The sequence below is a fragment of the Pseudomonas sp. CM27 genome (genome assembly GCF_013179515.1).
Lineage (GTDB): Bacteria > Pseudomonadota > Gammaproteobacteria > Pseudomonadales > Pseudomonadaceae > Aquipseudomonas.
Window position 1 is genome coordinate 1 of the sequence record NZ_JABMCN010000128.1, and the last position, 16,928, is coordinate 16,928.

At 63.9% G+C, this 16,928-nt stretch carries 16 protein-coding genes; 10 read left to right on the plus strand and 6 right to left on the minus strand.

The genetic code is table 11. From position 1 onward, the window contains the following. The 4 genes from rng to tldD all read left to right on the plus strand — a co-directional run. A partial coding sequence (gene rng / locus HP547_RS16690; RefSeq protein ID WP_172286868.1) for a ribonuclease G occupies positions 1-1,344 on the plus strand: 1,344 nt, incomplete at its 5' end. Between the two features lie 82 nt (positions 1,345-1,426). Next, positions 1,427-5,248, plus strand: coding sequence for a YhdP family protein (locus HP547_RS16695; protein WP_172286869.1), 3,822 nt, complete (start codon positions 1,427-1,429; stop codon positions 5,246-5,248). Between the two features lie 8 nt (positions 5,249-5,256). After that, complete coding sequence (locus tag HP547_RS16700) at positions 5,257-6,108, plus strand: carbon-nitrogen hydrolase family protein (RefSeq protein WP_172286870.1); 852 nt, start codon at positions 5,257-5,259, stop codon at positions 6,106-6,108. Between the two features lie 2 nt (positions 6,109-6,110). Then, complete coding sequence (gene tldD, locus HP547_RS16705) at positions 6,111-7,550, plus strand: metalloprotease TldD (protein ID WP_172286871.1); 1,440 nt, start codon at positions 6,111-6,113, stop codon at positions 7,548-7,550. 54 nt (positions 7,551-7,604) lie between these two features. Here tldD and yjgA read toward each other — a convergent pair whose 3' ends face one another. Next, positions 7,605-8,126 carry a ribosome biogenesis factor YjgA gene (gene yjgA, locus HP547_RS16710; protein ID WP_172230296.1) on the minus strand — a complete coding sequence of 174 codons (522 nt, stop codon included), beginning with the start codon at positions 8,124-8,126 and terminating at the stop codon, positions 7,605-7,607. A 108-nt stretch (positions 8,127-8,234) separates the two neighbouring features. Here yjgA and pmbA point away from each other — a divergent pair, with 108 nt between their 5' ends. The 6 genes from pmbA to HP547_RS16740 all read left to right on the plus strand — a co-directional run bounded on the left by pmbA (position 8,235) and on the right by HP547_RS16740 (position 13,478). Further along, on the plus strand, positions 8,235-9,581 hold the full coding sequence (gene pmbA, locus HP547_RS16715; RefSeq protein ID WP_172230299.1) for a metalloprotease PmbA: 1,347 nt from the start codon (positions 8,235-8,237) through the stop codon (positions 9,579-9,581). 116 nt (positions 9,582-9,697) lie between these two features. After that, the gene (locus HP547_RS16720) at positions 9,698-10,099 is read left to right on the plus strand and encodes a FagA protein (protein ID WP_172286872.1); all 402 of its coding nucleotides are present in this window, start codon (positions 9,698-9,700) and stop codon (positions 10,097-10,099) included. Further along, complete coding sequence (locus tag HP547_RS16725) at positions 10,092-11,468, plus strand: lyase family protein (RefSeq protein ID WP_172286873.1); 1,377 nt, start codon at positions 10,092-10,094, stop codon at positions 11,466-11,468. The genes HP547_RS16720 and HP547_RS16725 overlap by 8 nt, the downstream gene beginning before the upstream one ends. 30 nt (positions 11,469-11,498) lie before the next feature. Beyond that, positions 11,499-11,960, plus strand: coding sequence for a hypothetical protein (locus HP547_RS16730; protein WP_172230308.1), 462 nt, complete (start codon positions 11,499-11,501; stop codon positions 11,958-11,960). Position 11,961: 1 nt separating this feature from the next. Next, a complete protein-coding gene (locus HP547_RS16735) occupies positions 11,962-12,573 on the plus strand; it encodes a superoxide dismutase (protein ID WP_172286874.1) in 612 nt (203 codons plus the stop codon). Between the two features lie 11 nt (positions 12,574-12,584). After that, complete coding sequence (locus HP547_RS16740; protein WP_172286877.1) at positions 12,585-13,478, plus strand: ZIP family metal transporter; 894 nt, start codon at positions 12,585-12,587, stop codon at positions 13,476-13,478. A 170-nt stretch (positions 13,479-13,648) separates the two neighbouring features. Here the strand turns inward: HP547_RS16740 and HP547_RS16745 are convergent, their stop codons facing one another. The 5 genes from HP547_RS16745 to HP547_RS16765 form a co-directional block, all read right to left on the minus strand. Beyond that, on the minus strand, positions 13,649-13,921 hold the full coding sequence (locus HP547_RS16745; RefSeq protein ID WP_086979053.1) for an HPr family phosphocarrier protein: 273 nt from the start codon (positions 13,919-13,921) through the stop codon (positions 13,649-13,651). A gap of 19 nt (positions 13,922-13,940) precedes the next feature. Then, entirely contained in the window at positions 13,941-14,795 is an 855-nt protein-coding gene (rapZ, locus tag HP547_RS16750; protein WP_172232862.1) for an RNase adapter RapZ, read from the minus strand. Between the two features lie 2 nt (positions 14,796-14,797). Continuing rightward, complete coding sequence (gene ptsN / locus HP547_RS16755; RefSeq protein WP_172286875.1) at positions 14,798-15,262, minus strand: PTS IIA-like nitrogen regulatory protein PtsN; 465 nt, start codon at positions 15,260-15,262, stop codon at positions 14,798-14,800. Between the two features lie 12 nt (positions 15,263-15,274). Then, complete coding sequence (gene hpf, locus HP547_RS16760; protein WP_172232868.1) at positions 15,275-15,583, minus strand: ribosome hibernation-promoting factor, HPF/YfiA family; 309 nt, start codon at positions 15,581-15,583, stop codon at positions 15,275-15,277. Positions 15,584-15,662: 79 nt separating this feature from the next. Beyond that, on the minus strand, positions 15,663-16,928 hold a 1,266-nt coding region (locus tag HP547_RS16765; protein ID WP_172286876.1), incomplete at its 5' end, for an RNA polymerase factor sigma-54.

A 16,928-nucleotide genomic window follows, 5' to 3' on the forward strand; every position in this document is an offset into this window, starting at 1 on the left:
GGCAATATCTACAAGGGCAAGGTGGTGCGGGTGCTTCCGGGCATGCAGGCGGCCTTCGTCGACATCGGCCTGGAGCGCGCGGCGTTCATCCATGCGTCGGAAATTTCCCAGCGCGAAGGCTCGGCAGTAGAGAACATCACCGCCCTGGTGCACGAGGGCCAGGCACTGGTGGTGCAGGTGACCAAGGACCCGATCGGCACCAAGGGCGCGCGCCTGACCACCCAGCTGTCGATTCCGTCGCGCTACCTGGTGTACATGCCGCGCAGCAGCCATGTCGGTATTTCGCTGAAGATCGAGGACGAAGCCGAGCGGGACCGCCTCAAGCAGGTGGTCAGCAACTGCATGGACAGCGAGAACATCAAGGATGCCGGCGGTTTCATCCTGCGTACTGCCGCCGAAGGCGCGCGTGCCGAGGAGATCCTGCAGGACATCCGCTATCTGCGCCGCCTGTGGGAGCAGATCGGCACCCAGATCCAGACCTGCGGTGCGCCCACGGTCATCTACGAAGACCTCGGCCTGGCCCTGCGCACCCTGCGTGACCTGGTCAACCCGAAGATCGAGAAAATACGCATCGACTCGCGGGAAACCTTCCAGAAGACCACGCAGTTCGTCGGCGAACTGATGCCGGAAATTGCCGATCGCCTCGAACACTACCCCGGCGAGCGGCCGATCTTCGATCTGTACGGCGTCGAAGACGAGATCCAGCGTGCCCTGGAACGCAAGGTGCCGCTGAAGTCCGGTGGTTACCTGGTGGTCGACCCGGCCGAAGCGATGACCACCATCGACGTCAACACCGGTGCATTCGTCGGCCATCGCAACCTTGAGGAGACCATCTTCAAGACCAACCTCGAGGCTGCCACCGCCATTGCCCGGCAGCTGCGCCTGCGCAACATCGGCGGCATCATCATCATCGACTTTATCGACATGGAAGATGAAGAGCACCAGCGTCAGGTGCTGCGCACCCTGGAAAAGCAGCTGGAACGCGACCACGCCAAGACCAACATCATCGGTATTACCGAACTGGGCCTGGTGCAGATGACCCGCAAGCGCACGCGTGAAAGCCTTGAGCAGGTGCTGTGCGAGCCGTGCCCGGGCTGCCAGGGCCGCGGCAAGCTGAAAACCCCCGAGACCATCTGTTACGAAATTTTCCGCGAGATCCTTCGTGAGGCCCGTGCCTACCAGGCCGAAGGTTACCGTGTGCTGGCCAACCAGAAGGTGGTCGACCGCCTGCTGGATGAAGAATCCGGCAACGTGGCAGAGCTGGAAACCTTCATCGGGCGAACCATTCGCTTCCAGGTCGAGTCGATGTATTCGCAGGAACAATATGACGTGGTGCTGCTCTGAGGCTTCCTGACCTGCGCTGCGGCGGGTTCGGGCTGGCAAAACCGGCACCGCGGGCCATCATGGATATACGACTTGGAGGGCCATGGCCATGGGACGTCTGACCCGCGTTCTTGTCGCCTTGACCCGCTGGGGGCTGGGTATTTGCGCCCTGCTGGCGGTATTGGTGGCGCTGTATGTCAGCCTCGGCCGCGAACTGGTGCCACTGGTGGCCGAGTACCGCGCCGATGTGGAAAGCAAGGCTGGGCAGGCACTGGGCCTGCCAGTGCATGTCGGTGCCCTGGAGGGGCACTGGAGTGGGCTGGCGCCGGTGCTGCGGGTGCGCGACCTGCAATTGGGCGAGGGCGCCACGGCGCTACGTCTGGACGATGTCATGCTGGTGCCCGACGTGTGGGCCAGCCTCACTGCCCGCGAAGTGCGCCTGGCGCGCATCCAGCTGGGCGGCCTGCAGCTGATCCTGCGCGAAAACGAGCAGGGCGCCTGGCAGCTCGAAGGGCTGCCGAAGCAGGATGACGCGCCGCTCGACCCTGCCCAGTTGTTGCAGCGCATGCGCCAGCTGGGGCGCATCGATGTGTTCGACAGCCAGGTCACCCTGCACCCTTGGCAGCGCGATCCGCTGACCCTTACCTATGTCAGCGCCGGCCTGCAGGCCGGCGCCTCGCGCCAGGCACTGGACCTGCGTGCGACATTGCCCGATGGCCAGCCGCTGGCGCTGAACCTGCGCAGCCGTGCATCGGCCGAGGCGTGGCGTGAGGCCCAGGTCGAAGCCTACCTGAGCCTGCCGCAAAGTGACTGGGCACGCTGGTTGCCACCCAGCCTGCTGGGGCAGTGGCAGGCCAACGCCCTGCACGCCGGCGGCGAAATCTGGGTCGACTGGGGCAATGAGCAGTTGCAACGTGCCGTGGTGCGGCTCAATGCACCCGAGCTGCAGGGTGCCTATGCCGGGCGCAAGCCTGCCAAGCTCGCCAATCTGGCCCTGGGGGCGTGGTTCCAGCGCGAGGATCAGGGCTTCGACGTAGTGGTCGACTCGCTGGCCATGGATATCGGCAAGACCCGCTGGGAGTCGCACCTGCAGTTGCAGCAGCGCGCTGGCGAGAATGCAGCCGATGAAAGCTGGCGAGTGCAAGCCGACCGGCTCGACCTTACCCCATTGACCCCGTTGATCAATGCCCTGGCGCCCTTGCCGGACAAGGTCATGGCAGTCGTCGATGGCCTGAACGTGACCGGGGCCTTGCGCAATGTGCGCCTGGAGGCGCGGCCCAAGGCTGAAGGTGACCAGCGGCTGCAGTTCGAAACCAACCTGGAGGCGGTCGGTTTCGACGCCTATCACGGGGCCCCGGCGGCGGGGAACGTCAGCGGCAGCATCAGCGGCGACCTGGGCCATGGCGAGCTGCGCCTGGACACCGATGCGTTCATGCTGCACTTGTACCCGATCTTCGCCAAACCCTGGCACTACCTGAAGGCCAATGCGCGGCTGACCTATGCCCTGGACAAGGACGGCTTCACCTTGGTCGCGCCCTACCTCAAGGTGCTGGGCGAGGAGGGCAAGATTGCCGGTGACTTCTTGATCCGCCTGCTGTTCGAGGAGGGTCGCGAAGACTACATGGACCTGCGCGTCGGCCTCACCGAGGGCGATGGCCGCTACACCGCCAAGTACCTGCCCGAAGTACTCAGCCCGGCCCTGGACGAATGGCTGCGCAGCGCCATCGTCAAAGGCACGGTGGACGAAGGCTACTTCCAGTACCAGGGCTCGCTGAACCATGGTGCCACGCCGGAAGCCCGCAGCATCAGCCTGTTCTTCAAGGTGCGGGACGCGGCCCTGGACTTCCAGCCTGGCTGGCCGCAGGTCCAGCATGTGGATGGCGACGTGTTCATCGAGGACAGCGGTGTGCGGGTCAAGGCCCAGCGTGGCGTGCTGCTGGACACCAAGGTCAGCGACGTCAATGTCGACATCCCCCACGCCGAGGGTGACCAGCACAGCCACCTGTACCTGGATGGCAACTTCGACGGCAGCCTGGGCGATGGCCTGAAGATTCTCAAGGAGGCGCCCATCGGCACCGGCGAGATCTTTGCCGGCTGGGAGGGCGAGGGGCCGCTCAAGGGCAAGGTCAAGCTCGATATCCCCCTGGCCCACGGGCAGCGACCCAAGGTGCAGGTGGATTTCGCCACCGCAGATGCGCGCCTCAAGGTGGCGCCGCCAACTCTTGAGTTGAGCCGCCTGAAGGGTGACTTCAAGTTCGATTTCGACAAGGGCCTGAGTGGCAAGGGGATCAGTCTGCAGGCGTTCGGCAAGCCTGTGACGGCGCAAATCACGGCCGAGGGGCAGGACGGGCAAATGCAGACGCGCATTGACGCCAATGGCCAGGTGTCGCTCAAGGCACTCACCGAATGGCTGCAGTTCAACCAGGCCCTGCCAGCGTCCGGCGACCTGCCCTATCAGCTGCAACTGAGCCTGGGCAGCCGCGACAACCGGCTGAGCGTCAACTCCAGCCTCAAGGGCCTGGCCATCGACTTGCCTGCGCCGTTCGGCAAGGCCGCAGCGGATACCCGTGACAGCCGTTTCAGCATGAGCCTGCAGGGGCCGGAGCGGCGCTTCGATGGCGCCTACGCCGACCTGGCCCGCTTCGCCTACGCCGCGCCATCAGACAAGCTGGCCCAGGGCCGTGGCGAACTGTTGCTGGGTACCGGTGACGCCCAGGTGCCGGCCGGGCAAGGCCTGCGTGTACGCGGGCACCTGGACGCGCTGGACCTGGCGCCGTGGCAGGAACAGGCGGCGCGCCTGGCCGGCGATGACCCGGGCGGCAGTGCACGGCAGAACCTGCAAAGCGTCGACCTGAGCATCGGCCAGCTGAAAGCCTTTGGCATGGACCTGAACCAGGCCGTGGTGCGCCTGGCCCGTGGCGGCTCGGCCTGGGACCTGCGGCTCGACAGCAAGGAAGTCATCGGCAATGCCCGGGTGCCCGATGCCAAGGGCGCGCCCATGGTCGTGCGCATGCAGACCTTGCGCCTGCCTGCCGCCACGCCTGCTGAAAAGCAGGCCGAGGACGGCCCGGATCCACTGGCCAGTTTCGACCCGCGCAAGGTGCCGGCACTGGATTTGAGCATCGACAAGCTGTACCGCGGTGATGACCTGTTCGGCAGCGCGTCGGTCAAACTGCGGCCGACCACCCGGGGTGTCACTGCCAGCGATATCGATCTCGACTTCAAGGGCCTGCGCATTGATGGCGGTGGTGGCTGGGAAGGCCAGGTGGGCGATACCAGCAGCTGGTACAAAGGGCGCCTGGACGGCAAGAACCTGGCAGACGTGCTCAAGGCCTGGGGCTTTGCGCCGACCGTGACCAGCCGTGACTTCCGCCTGGATGTGGATGGCCGGTGGCCGGGTTCGCCTGCTGCGGTGGGCCTCAAGCGCTTCTCCGGGAGCATGGACGCGGCACTGCGCAGTGGCCAGTTCGTCGAGGTAGAAGGCAGTGCCCAGGCCTTGCGGGTGTTCGGCCTGCTCAACTTCAACTCGATTGGCCGGCGCCTGCGCCTGGACTTCTCCGACCTGTTCGACAAAGGCCTGGCCTATGACCGGGTCAAGGGCCTGCTGGTGGCCAGCAATGGCGTCTACGTGACCCGCGAGCCGATCACCATGACCGGCCCTTCGAGCAGTTTCGAACTCGAAGGCACCCTGGACATGGTGCGTGACCGGGTCGCCGCCAACCTGCAGGTGAGCCTGCCGGTGACCAACAACCTGCCGCTGGCCGCGCTGATTGTCGGCGCCCCGGCCATCGGCGGGGCGTTGTTCCTGGTCGACCGGCTGATCGGTGACCGTGTATCGCGCTTTGCCAGCGTGAATTACCGTGTCGAAGGCCCGTGGAAAGAGCCTAGAATCACCTTTGTGAAACCTTTCGAGAAATCCCGCTAGGAGTGCCCATGAAGGCAGCGGTAATCCAGATGGTCAGCCAGGACGATGTGCTGGCCAACCTGCAGCGCGCCGCTGCCCTGCTGGAGCAGGCCGCGCTCGGAGGGGCGCGGCTGGCGGTGCTGCCGGAAAACTTCGCCGCCATGGGCCGCAAGGACGCCGCCGCCATAGGCCGCGCCGAAGCAATGGGTGACGGGCCGATCCTGCCATGGTTGAAACGCACTGCTCGCGACCTCAGGTTATGGATTGTCGCCGGCACCTTGCCATTGCCACCGGTCGGCCAGCCCGAGGCCAAGGCCCATGCCTGCTCGCTGCTGATCGACGAACACGGTGAGGTAGTGGCACGGTATGACAAGTTGCACCTGTTCGACGTGGACGTTACCGACAACCGTGGCCGCTACCGCGAGTCGGATGATTACGCCCATGGCGCCCAGGTGGTGGTGGCGCAAACACCGATTGGCAAGCTGGGGCTGAGCGTTTGCTACGACTTGCGCTTCCCCGAGCTGTACACCGCGCTGCGGGCCGCTGGGGCAGAGCTGATAACGGCCCCAGCTGCGTTTACCGCAGTGACGGGCGCGGCGCACTGGGACGTACTGGTGCGCGCCCGAGCTATCGAAACCCAGTGCTACCTGCTGGCTGCGGCGCAGGGAGGCACCCACCCTGGCCCACGGGAAACTCATGGCCATGCGGCGATTGTCGACCCCTGGGGGCGGATTGTCGCGCAACAGGCGCACGGCGAAGCGGTACTGCTTGCCGAGCGCAATACAGATGAACAAGCGTCCATCCGGGCGCGCATGCCGGTGGTATTGCACCGGCGCTTTTTCTCGCAGGACGCATTGCGGCCTGCGCACACCTCGGAGTGACTATGAGCCAGATGTTATCCACCGTCAGTGAGCAGCTCCTGGCACCAGGCGGCTTGACCCTGGACAGCCTGCAGAGCGTGCTGGGTGAGTTGGCCGGCCCCGGCATCGATGCCGCTGACCTGTACTTCCAGGGCCAGATCTCGGAAACCTGGGCGCTGGAAGACGGTATTGTCAAAGAGGGCAGTTTCAACCTCGATCAAGGCGTGGGCGTGCGTGCCCAGTCCGGTGAAAAGACCGGTTTCGCCTACAGCAATGCGATCAACCTCGAAGCTCTGACCTCGGCGGCCCGCGCTGCCCGGTCGATTTCCCGTGCGGGGCAGAACGGCAGTGTGCAGGCATTCCGTAGCCAGGAAGTGCCCGCGCTGTATGCCGCCGACAACCCGCTCGATGTACTCAGCCGTGCCGAGAAGGTAGAACTGCTCAAGCGTGTCGATGTCGCCACCCGTGCCCTGGACCCCCGCATCCAGCAGGTCAGCGTAAGCATGGCCGGGGTCTGGGAGCGCATCCTGATCGCTGCGGCGGACGGCAGCCTGGCCGCCGACGTGCGCCCGCTGGTGCGCTTCAACGTGAGCGTCATCGTCGAGCAGAATGGCCGTCGCGAGCGCGGCGGGCAGGGCGGTGGCGGGCGTACCGATTACCGGTTTTTCACCGAAGAACGGGTAATGGGCTATGCCCGTGAGGCGCTGCGCCAGGCCCTGGTGAACCTGGAGGCAATCCCTGCACCTGCCGGTACCTTGCCTGTAGTGCTCGGCTCTGGCTGGTCGGGCGTGCTGCTGCACGAGGCTGTCGGCCACGGCCTGGAAGGCGACTTCAACCGCAAGGGCAGTTCGGCATTCAGCGGCCGCATTGGCGAGAAAGTGGCATCGAGCCTGTGCACCATCGTCGACGATGGCACCCTCGAGGGCCGCCGTGGCTCGCTGAGCGTGGACGACGAAGGCACCCCGACCGAGTGCACCACGCTGATCGAGAACGGCGTGCTCAAGGGCTACATGCAGGACAAGCTCAACGCCCGCCTGATGGGCATGGCGGTCACCGGCAACGGCCGGCGTGAGTCCTACGCGCACCTGCCGATGCCGCGCATGACCAACACCTACATGCGTGCTGGCGAAAGCGACCCGCAGGAAATCATCGCGTCAGTGAAGAAAGGCATCTACTGCGCCAACCTCGGGGGTGGCCAGGTGGACATCACCAGCGGCAAGTTCGTGTTCTCGACCAGTGAGGCTTACCTGATCGAAGACGGCAAGATTACCGCACCGGTAAAAGGCGCGACCCTGATCGGCAATGGCCCGGAGGCGATGAGCCGGGTGTCGATGGTGGGCAACGACCTGGCGCTGGACAGCGGGGTAGGGACTTGCGGCAAGGACGGGCAGTCGGTCCCGGTCGGGGTAGGGCAGCCAACCTTGAAGCTGGATGCGATTACCGTGGGCGGTACCGGGGCTTGATGGCGGCGCGGGCCTGTGGGGTGGGCAAGCCCAAGCCCACAGGCCGCTGTGCGATCAGCGCAAGCCGCGCTGCATCTCGTCGAGGTCGCGGATGTACTTGAACATCTTGCGTGCGGCGGCGGGCGGCTTGTTCCGCGCCTTCTCGTGCTGGGCATGGCGCACCAGCGAGCGCAGCTGCTGGCGGTCGGTGTCGGGGTATTCTTTGACGAAGCGCTCGAGGTCTTCGTCGTTACCGTCGATCAGCCGGTCGCGCCAGCGCTCCAGGCCGTGGAAACGCTCGTTGTACTGGCGGCTCGAACTGTCCATCTGCTCGAGCAGGGCGTGGATGGCTTCCAGGTCCTGCACGCGCATCAGCTTGCCGACGAACGACATGTGGCGTTTGCGGGCACCGTGAGCGGTGTGCTTGCTGGCCTCGGCCAAGGCCTTGCGCAGCTCGTCGGTCAACGGCAGGCGGGCGAGGGTATCGGCCTTGAGCGTAGTCAGGCGCTCACCGAGTTCGACCAGCTCATGCAGTTCGCGCTTGATCTGGGTTTTGCTTTTTTCGCCGTCGAAGGCGTCGTCGTTTGAATCAACCATGGTGGCAGTCCGCTAGAAATCGCCGCCATGATAACCAGTCGGGGGCCGCTTGTCCGGCCCGGTCGTAGAATGACCCTCGCCGAACGCAGAATTTGAGTGGAGAGAACCATGAGTGCAGTCCAGAGCGTAGGTCCCAAGGACCTGCCAGCATTGCAGGAGCAGGTCGAGGCGATCATCGCCGAAGCGCGCCGCCAGGGGGCCAGTGCCTGCGAAGTGGCGGTGTCACTGGAGCAGGGCCTGTCCACCACGGTACGCCAGCGTGAGGTCGAAACGGTCGAGTTCAACCGCGACCAGGGCTTTGGCATCACCCTGTATGTCGGCCAGCGCAAAGGCTCGGCCAGCACTTCGGCCAGTGGCCCGGAAGCGATCCGCGAAACCGTCGCCGCTGCCTTGGCGATTGCCAAGCACACCTCCGAGGACGAATGCTCGGGCCTGGCCGACGCGGCGCTGATGGCCCGTGAAATCCCCGACCTGGACCTGTATCACGACTGGGACATCGAGCCCGAGAAGGCCATCGAGATGGCCCTCGCCTGCGAAGCGGCGGCGTTCGATGCCGACCCGCGCATCCTCAACGCGGACGGCACTACCCTCAATACCCACCAGGGCTGCCGCGTGTATGGCAACAGCCACGGTTTCATCGGTGCCTACGCCTCGACCCGGCACAGCCTCAGCTGCGTGATGATTGCCGAAGGCGACGGCCAGATGCAGCGTGACTACTGGTACGACGTGAACCGCCAGGGCGACCTGCTGGCCGACCCGCGTAGCATTGGCGTGCGCGCGGCCCAGCGTGCCGCCAGCCGCCTGGGCGCCCGCCCGGTACCCACGTGCGAGGTGCCGGTACTGTTTTCTGCCGAGCTCGCCGGTGGCTTGTTCGGCAGCTTCCTGTCGGCCATTTCCGGCGGCAACCTGTACCGTAAATCGTCGTTCCTGGAGGGTACCATTGGCCAGCGCCTGTTCCCCACCTGGCTGACCCTGGACGAGCGCCCGCACATCCCTCGCGCACTCGGCAGCGCTGCGTTCGACGGTGATGGCCTGGCCACCTATGCCAAACCGTTCGTCGACAAAGGCGAGCTGGTGTCGTACCTGTTGGGTACCTATTCCGGGCGCAAGCTGGGGTTGCCAAGCACGGCCAACTCGGGCGGCGTGCACAACTTGTTCGTCAGCCATGGCGTGGAAGACCAGGCAGCGCTGATCCGCCGCATGGGCCGCGGGCTGTTAGTGACAGAGCTGATGGGTCACGGGCTGAACATGGTGACGGGTGACTACTCCCGTGGTGCAGCAGGGTTCTGGGTCGAGAATGGCGAGATCCAGCACGCAGTGCAGGAAGTCACCATTGCCGGCAATATGAAGGACATGTTCCAGCAGATTGTGGCGATTGGCAGTGATCTTGAAACTCGTAGCAATATTCATACTGGCTCGGTGCTTATCGAGCGGATGACGGTTGCAGGAAGCTGATCTTCAGCAAACCTGCCAAGACCCGGCCCTCGCGCCGGGTTTTTTTTCACCACGTTTTTCTTGAAGTGATTCTGTTTATCACTTAATAATGAATATCATTACCCAGTAGCCCGGCGATGATGTTCATGAAACCCGTCCTCCGCGAACTCCCCTACCTGGAAAACTGGCGCTGGCTCAGCCGTCGCATCCGATGCGCCCTCGAACCCGACGAGCCGCGCCTGATCGAGCACTACCTGGCCGAAGGCCGCTACCTGGTGTGCTGCACCGACACCTCGCCATGGACGGTGGCGCTGACATCCTTCCGCCTGCTGCTGGATACCGCCTGCGACCGCATGCTGCCCTGGCATTGGCGCTGCCTGTGCCTTGACCAGGCCTGGCGCCCTTTGCTGGACCTGCGCAACCTCGACCGCCAGGAAAACAACCAGCGCTGGCAGCCCTATGCCCTGCAATTGGCTAGTTGCCGCCTGCTGCCGTCGATTTCTCCCGATGAACTGATGCAAGGATTTGATGATGAGTGATACCCGTATCGAGCGTGACAGCATGGGTGAACTGCAGGTGCCGGCCCAGGCCCTGTACGGCGCCCAGACCCAGCGCGCGGTCGACAACTTCCCGATCAGCGGCCAGCGCATGCCGGCCCAGTTCATTCGTGCGCTGTTGCTGGCCAAGGCTGCCGCGGCCAAGGCCAACGTCGAGCTGGAGCAACTGTCGGCTGCGCAGGGCCTGGCCATCGTCAAGGCCGTGGAGCAACTGCTGGCGGGCGACTTCATCCAGCACTTCCCGGTGGACGTGTTCCAGACAGGTTCCGGCACCAGCTCGAACATGAACGCCAACGAAGTCATCGCCACCCTGGCAACCCGCGTGCTGGGTGAGACGGTCAACGCCAATGACCACGTCAACTGTGGCCAGAGCAGCAACGACATCATCCCGACCACCATCCATGTCAGCGCCGCGCTGGCCCTGCACGAGCAGTTGTTGCCGGCCCTGGCCTACCTGATACAGGTGATCGAGACCAAGTCGGCGCAAGTGCATCGGTATGTGAAGACCGGTCGTACGCACCTGATGGACGCCATGCCGGTACGCATGAGCCAGGTACTGGATGGCTGGGCAGCGCAAATCAACGGCGCCAAAGCGCATATCGAAGCCACTTTGCCGAGCCTGCAGACGTTGGCTCAGGGCGGCACAGCCGTGGGTACCGGCATCAACGCCCACCCGCAGTTCGCAGCCGGTTTTGCCCGTCAACTCAGCGGCCTGAGCAAGGTCGAGTTCACCCCCGGGCAGAACCTGTTCGCCCTGATCGGCTCGCAGGACACCGCCGTGGCCCTGTCCGGCCAGCTCAAGACCACCGCCGTGGCGCTGATGAAGATCGCCAACGACCTGCGCTGGATGAACTCCGGCCCACTGGCCGGTCTGGGCGAAATCGAGCTGCAAGGCCTGCAGCCGGGCTCGTCGATCATGCCAGGCAAGGTCAACCCGGTGATTCCGGAGGCCACCGCCATGGTTGCCGCCCAGGTGATCGGCAACGACGCAACCATCGCCATCGCCGGCCAGTCAGGCAACTTCGAGCTGAACGTGATGCTGCCGGTCATCGCCCGCAACCTGCTGGAAAGCATCGAGCTGATGGCCAACGTCAGTCGGCTGCTGGCCGACAAGGCCATCGCCAGCTTCAAGGTCAATGAAGGCAAGCTCAAGGAAGCCTTGGCCCGCAACCCGATCCTGGTCACCGCGCTGAACCCGATCATTGGCTACCTGAAGGCCGCTGAAATCGCCAAGACCGCCTACAAGCAGGGCCGCCCGGTCATTGATGTGGCGCTGGAGCACACTGACCTGTCGCGCGCCCAGCTGGAAGCGCTGCTGGATCCGGAAAAACTCACCGCCGGCGGCATCTGACCGGGCGTCAATGCCCGCAGGAGAAACGTCATGCAGTACTGGAAACGCACCACCGAAATCGCCAACCGCCTGTTTGAACAAGGCCAGCTGGTGGATGCCCGGGAACACTACCTGCAAGCCCTGGCGCTGGCCCAGGTGCTGTTCGAGCGCTGGAATGACGTGGACGAGGCGGTGGCCGCTTTCGTCATTGCCCACCACAACCTCGCCGACCTGCATCTGCGCCTTAACCAGCCACACGAAAGCGCCGACTACCTCTGCGCGGCTCACCAGCGGCTGCTTCAGGCCAGTCAGGAAGCGCGTTTGCCCCAGGGCCTGCGCGATGCGGCCCTGCGCCACAGCGGGCGCACCTACACCGAATTGCTGAGTTTCATCGCCGAGTATGGCCAGTACCCGCGTACCGCGCGCCTGCTCAACCGTCACAGCGCCGGGGCCAGCGCCGTTGCTGCCCAAGCACAAACGGCGCCCAGCCCCCATACCTACGGAATCCACTGACATGCCCCACACCTTGCCTGCATTGCCTTACGCCTACGATGCGCTGGAACCGCACATCGATGCTCAAACCATGGAAATTCACCACACCAAGCACCACCAGACCTACGTCAACGGCCTCAACGCCGCCATCGAAGGCACCGAATGGGCTGAATGGCCGGTCGAGAAACTGGTCGGCGCGGTCAAGCAACTGCCGGAAAACCTGCGCGGCGCGGTGACCAACCATGGTGGCGGCCACGCCAACCACAGCCTGTTCTGGCGGGTGATGTCGCCAGAGGGCGGCGGCGAACCGCACGGTCAGGTGGCACAAGCCATCGGCGCGCAGCTGGGCGGCTTCGACGCGTTCAAGGACGCCTTCACAAAAGCTGCGCTGACTCGCTTCGGCAGCGGCTGGGCCTGGCTCAGCGTGACCCCGCAGAAAACCCTCGTGGTTGAGAGCAGCGGCAACCAGGACAGCCCGCTGATGCACGGCAACACCCCGATCCTTGGCCTGGACGTGTGGGAACACGCCTACTACCTCAAGTACCAGAACCGTCGCCCGGAATACATCGGTGCCTTCTACAACGTCATTGACTGGGCGGAAGTGGAACGTCGCTATGTCGAAGCCTTGAAGTGAGTCTGACCGGTATGCGCTCTGAGGTGATGTCTGTCAGCAGTGTGCGCCTGTTCCGTCTGGCGCTCGGGACTGTGCTATTGCTGGCCGGCACCGCGCTGCTGGTGGCGCGGGGCCTCGCCTGGCTCGACCTGGAACCCCGCATGCTGCGCGCCCTGGAGGGCGGAGCACTGTGCGCGTTGGGTACGGCACTGGGCGCGGTACCGGTACTGATCATTCGCAACATGCCGGTGGCGCTGGCTGACACGCTGCTGGGCTTTGGTGCCGGGGTGATGCTGGCGGCCACGGCGTTTTCCTTGATAATCCCAGGGCTGGATGCGGCGCAGAACATTGGTTTCAGCCCCTGGGGTGCAGGTGGGCTGATCAGCTTCGGCCTGATGTTCGGCGCCTTGTGCCTGTTCCTGATCGACCTCAAGGTTTCCGGTGCATCGCCCGAGGCGCTGGTCGGTACGGAAAACCAGCCGGTGATTGCCGCACGCATCTGGTTGTTCGTGATTGCCATCATTGCTCACAATATCCCTGAAGGCATGGCCATCGGCGTGTCGGCGGGTGGTGGCATGCCCGATGCCGACAGCCTGGCCATGGGCATCGCCTTGCAGGACGTGCCCGAAGGCCTGGTGATCGCACTGGTGCTGGCTGGCGCGGGCATGCCGCGTTTCAAGGCTTTTCTCATCGGCGCGGCCTCTGGCCTGGTCGAGCCGGTGGCCGCAGTGATCTGTGCGTGGCTGGTGAACGTCGCCGAACTGCTGCTGCCGTTGGGCCTGGCCTGCGCCGCGGGGGCAATGCTGCTGGTAGTGACCCAGGAAATCATCCCCGAATCGCGCAGCAACGGCCATCACCACCTGGCCAGCCTGGGGCTGTGCATAGGCTTCTGCCTGATGATGGTGATGGATACGGCGATGTCCTGATCCAGCCTGCCGGAAGGTTGACGCTGAGCCTGTAGGAGCGGCCTTGTGTCGCGATGGGGCGCGCAGCGGCCCCAAGATTTCAGCAGCGATGCACAGATTGCAGGGGCTGCTTTGCGACCCTTTCGCGACATAAGGCCGCTCCTACAAGGGTGGCCTTGCTAGCCACGTAGTTATTCGCCTTCGTCGAAGAAGTTGTTGATCAGCTCGACCAGCGCGTCCATGGCGTCGTTGTCCTGGTCACCTTCGGTATGCAGGTGCACCTGAGTGCCCTTGCCGGCCGCGAGCATCATCACCGCCATGATGCTCTTGCCGTCCACCAGTTTGTCCGGCGCACGGCCAACCCGCACCTGGCAGGGAAAACGGCCGGCAACGCCGACGAACTTGGCTGCCGCCCGGGCATGCAAACCCAGCTTGTTGATGATGGTGATTTCACGGGCGGGCATGGTGGGGCGGATCCTTGGGCTAGAGGTCGCGGTGGCGGACCTGGACGTTTTTCAGGGATTTCTGCAGCAACTGGCCAAGGCGTTCGGTGATGTACACCGAGCGGTGGTGGCCACCCGTGCAGCCGATGGCGATGGTCACATAAGCGCGATTGCTGGCGGCGAAACGGGGCAGCCACTTGAGCAGGTAGCTGGAAATGTCGTTGAACATTTCTTCGACATCGGGCTGTGCAGCCAGGTAGTCGACCACCGGCTGATCAAGGCCGGAGTGCTCGCGCAGCTCGGGCTTCCAGTAGGGGTTGGGCAGGCAGCGTACATCGAACACCAGGTCGGCATCGACCGGCATCCCGCGCTTGAAGCCGAACGACTCGACCAGGAACGCCGTGCCGGGCTCGGGTTGGTTGAGCAGGCGCAGCTTGATCGAGTCCCGCAACTGGTACAGGTTGAGGTTGGTGGTGTCGATCTTGAGGTCGGCCAGGTCTGCAATCGGCCCCAGCAAATCGCTTTCGACGCGGATGGCTTCGGCGAGCGAGCGGTCGGCGTTGGTCAGCGGGTGGCGTCGGCGGGTTTCCGAGAAACGCTTGAGCAGCACCTCTTCGTCGGCATCCAGGTACAGCACGTCGCACTGGATGTGCCGGGCACGGGCTTCTTCAAGCAGTTCCGGGAAGCGCGTCAGGTGGCTGGGCAGGTTGCGTGCGTCAATAGACACGGCCACCTTGGGTTGCAGCAATTCGGTATTGATCAGTGCGTTTTCCGCCAGCTGCGGCAGCAGCCCGGCGGGCAGGTTGTCAATACAGTAGAAACCGTTGTCTTCCAGGACATCGAGGGCGGTGCTCTTGCCGGAGCCGGACCGGCCGCTGACGATGATCAGGCGCATGTTCAGTGCTCGTTCTGTACGTCCAGGACAACCTGGAACAGGGCGTCACTGCTGGTGGCCGCACGCAGGCGATCACGGACCTCCTTGCGATCGAGCATGCTGGCAATCTGGCGCAGCAGTTCCAGGTGGGCATCGGTGGCGGCTTCAGGCACCAGCAGGACGAACAGCAGGTCCACCGGCGCGCCATCGATGGCGTCGTAATCGATAGGGGCTTCCAGGTGCAGCAGGGCGCTGACCGGTGCCGAGCATCCTTCAAGCCGGCAGTGCGGGATGGCAATGCCATTGCCGAAACCGGTCGACCCGAGTTTTTCCCGGGCGACCAGTTTTTCGAAGACGTCTTGCATCTCCAGTTCTGGCACTTGATCGGCGATGACGTTGGCGACCTTTTCAAGGGCGCGCTTCTTGCTGCCGCCCGACACGTTCACAAGTGAACGGCCGGGGGTCAGGATGGTTTCAAGTCGGATCATGGATGAGGGGGATCAGCGGGCAGCTGCACCTTGCAGCAGGCTTTGCTGTTTTTCCTTGTGTTTTTTCAATTGGCGGTCGAGCTTGTCGGCCATGGCGTCGATCGCTGCATACATGTCTTGGTCTTCGGCATTGGCAACCACCTCGCCGCCAGGAATCTGCAGGGTCGCTTCGACTTTCTGCTGCAGCTTCTCGACTTTCAGGATGACCTGGGCGTTGGTGATCTTGTCAAAGTGCCCCTCCACGCGAGCCAGCTTTTCAAGCACGTACTCACGCAGTGGTTCGGTGACTTCTACATGGTGTCCACTGATGTTGACTTGCATACAGCTTCTCCTTTGTTGCCCGTGCATAAAGAGGCAGGTCTTGCACCTGCCCCAGAAACGCTGTGGCACATCCCAGGGGCTACATCAGTCGCTTGCGCTCGCTCGACGGTGCGATGCCGAGAGACTCGCGGTACTTGGCGACGGTGCGACGGGCTACCTGGATGCCTTGTGCCTCCAGTAAACCAGCGATCTTGCTGTCACTCAATGGCTTTTTCTGATTTTCCGCCGCAACCAGTTTCTTGATGATCGCGCGAATCGCTGTGGACGAGCATTCTCCGCCTTCGGAGGTGCTGACGTGGCTGGAGAAAAAGTATTTCAGTTCGTAGATGCCACGCGGCGTGTGCATGTATTTCTGCGTGGTCACCCGCGAAATGGTCGACTCGTGCATGCCCACCGCTTCGGCGATGTCATGCAGCACCAAGGGCTTCATGGCTTCATCGCCGTGGTCGAGGAAACCACGCTGGTGTTCGACGATTTGCGTGGCAACCTTCATCAGGGTTTCGTTGCGGCTTTGCAGGCTCTTGATGAACCAGCGCGCCTCCTGCAGCTGGTTGCGCATGAAGGTGTTGTCGGCGCTGGTGTCGGCGCGGCGCACGAAGCCTGCGTATTGCGGGTTGACGCGCAGGCGCGGGATGGCCTCCTGGTTCAGTTCGACCAGCCAGCGCTCGCTGTCCTTGCGCACGATCACGTCGGGCACCACGTATTCAGGCTCGCTGGACTCGATCTGCGAACCAGGCCGCGGGTTGAGGCTTTGCACCAGCTCGATGACCTGGCGCAGCTCGTCTTCCTTGATTTTCATGCGCCGCATAAGCTGGCTGTAGTCACGGCTGCCGAGCAGGTCGATGAAGTCGCTGACCAGACGCTTGGCTTCGGTCATCCACGGCGTGCTGGCGGGCAGTTGGCGCAGTTGCAGCAACAGACACTCGCCGAGGTTGCGGGCGCCGACGCCGGCTGGCTCGAACTGCTGGATGCGGTGCAGTACCGCTTCGACTTCGTCCAGCTCGATGTCCAGCTCCGGGTCGAACCCGGCGCAGATCTCCTCGAGAGTGTCTTCCAGGTAGCCCTGGCCGTTGATGCTGTCGATCAGGGTGACGGCGATCAGGCGATCGGTGTCGGACATCGGCGCCAGGTTGAGCTGCCACAGCAGGTGGCTTTGCAGGCTTTCGCCGACAGAGGTGCGGGTAGTGAAGTCCCACTCGTCGTCATCGTTGCTCGGCAGGCTGCTGGCGCTGGTCTGGTAGATGTCTTCCCAGGCGGTGTCGACCGGAAGCTCGTTGGGGATGCGTTCGCTCCACTCACCTTCTTCCGGGTTGTCGACAGTGACGGTGCTTTCCTGGAAGTTGTT

Excerpts from the sequence above, each read along its gene's own strand:
- HP547_RS16740 (WP_172286877.1), top strand. The coding sequence starts at position 12,585 with ATGCGCTCTGAGGTGATGTCTGTCAGCAGTGTGCGCCTGTTCCGTCTG.
- ptsN (WP_172286875.1), bottom strand. The coding sequence starts at position 15,262 with ATGATCCGACTTGAAACCATCCTGACCCCCGGCCGTTCACTTGTGAAC.
- HP547_RS16735 (WP_172286874.1), top strand. The coding sequence starts at position 11,962 with ATGCCCCACACCTTGCCTGCATTGCCTTACGCCTACGATGCGCTGGAA.
- rapZ (WP_172232862.1), bottom strand. The coding sequence starts at position 14,795 with ATGCGCCTGATCATCGTCAGCGGCCGGTCCGGCTCCGGCAAGAGCACC.
- HP547_RS16745 (WP_086979053.1), bottom strand. The coding sequence starts at position 13,921 with ATGCCCGCCCGTGAAATCACCATCATCAACAAGCTGGGTTTGCATGCC.
- pmbA (WP_172230299.1), top strand. The coding sequence starts at position 8,235 with ATGAGTGCAGTCCAGAGCGTAGGTCCCAAGGACCTGCCAGCATTGCAG.
- HP547_RS16720 (WP_172286872.1), top strand. The coding sequence starts at position 9,698 with ATGATGTTCATGAAACCCGTCCTCCGCGAACTCCCCTACCTGGAAAAC.
- yjgA (WP_172230296.1), bottom strand. The coding sequence starts at position 8,126 with ATGGTTGATTCAAACGACGACGCCTTCGACGGCGAAAAAAGCAAAACC.
- hpf (WP_172232868.1), bottom strand. The coding sequence starts at position 15,583 with ATGCAAGTCAACATCAGTGGACACCATGTAGAAGTCACCGAACCACTG.
- tldD (WP_172286871.1), top strand. The coding sequence starts at position 6,111 with ATGAGCCAGATGTTATCCACCGTCAGTGAGCAGCTCCTGGCACCAGGC.
- HP547_RS16700 (WP_172286870.1), top strand. The coding sequence starts at position 5,257 with ATGAAGGCAGCGGTAATCCAGATGGTCAGCCAGGACGATGTGCTGGCC.
- HP547_RS16730 (WP_172230308.1), top strand. The coding sequence starts at position 11,499 with ATGCAGTACTGGAAACGCACCACCGAAATCGCCAACCGCCTGTTTGAA.
- HP547_RS16725 (WP_172286873.1), top strand. The coding sequence starts at position 10,092 with ATGAGTGATACCCGTATCGAGCGTGACAGCATGGGTGAACTGCAGGTG.
- HP547_RS16695 (WP_172286869.1), top strand. The coding sequence starts at position 1,427 with ATGGCCATGGGACGTCTGACCCGCGTTCTTGTCGCCTTGACCCGCTGG.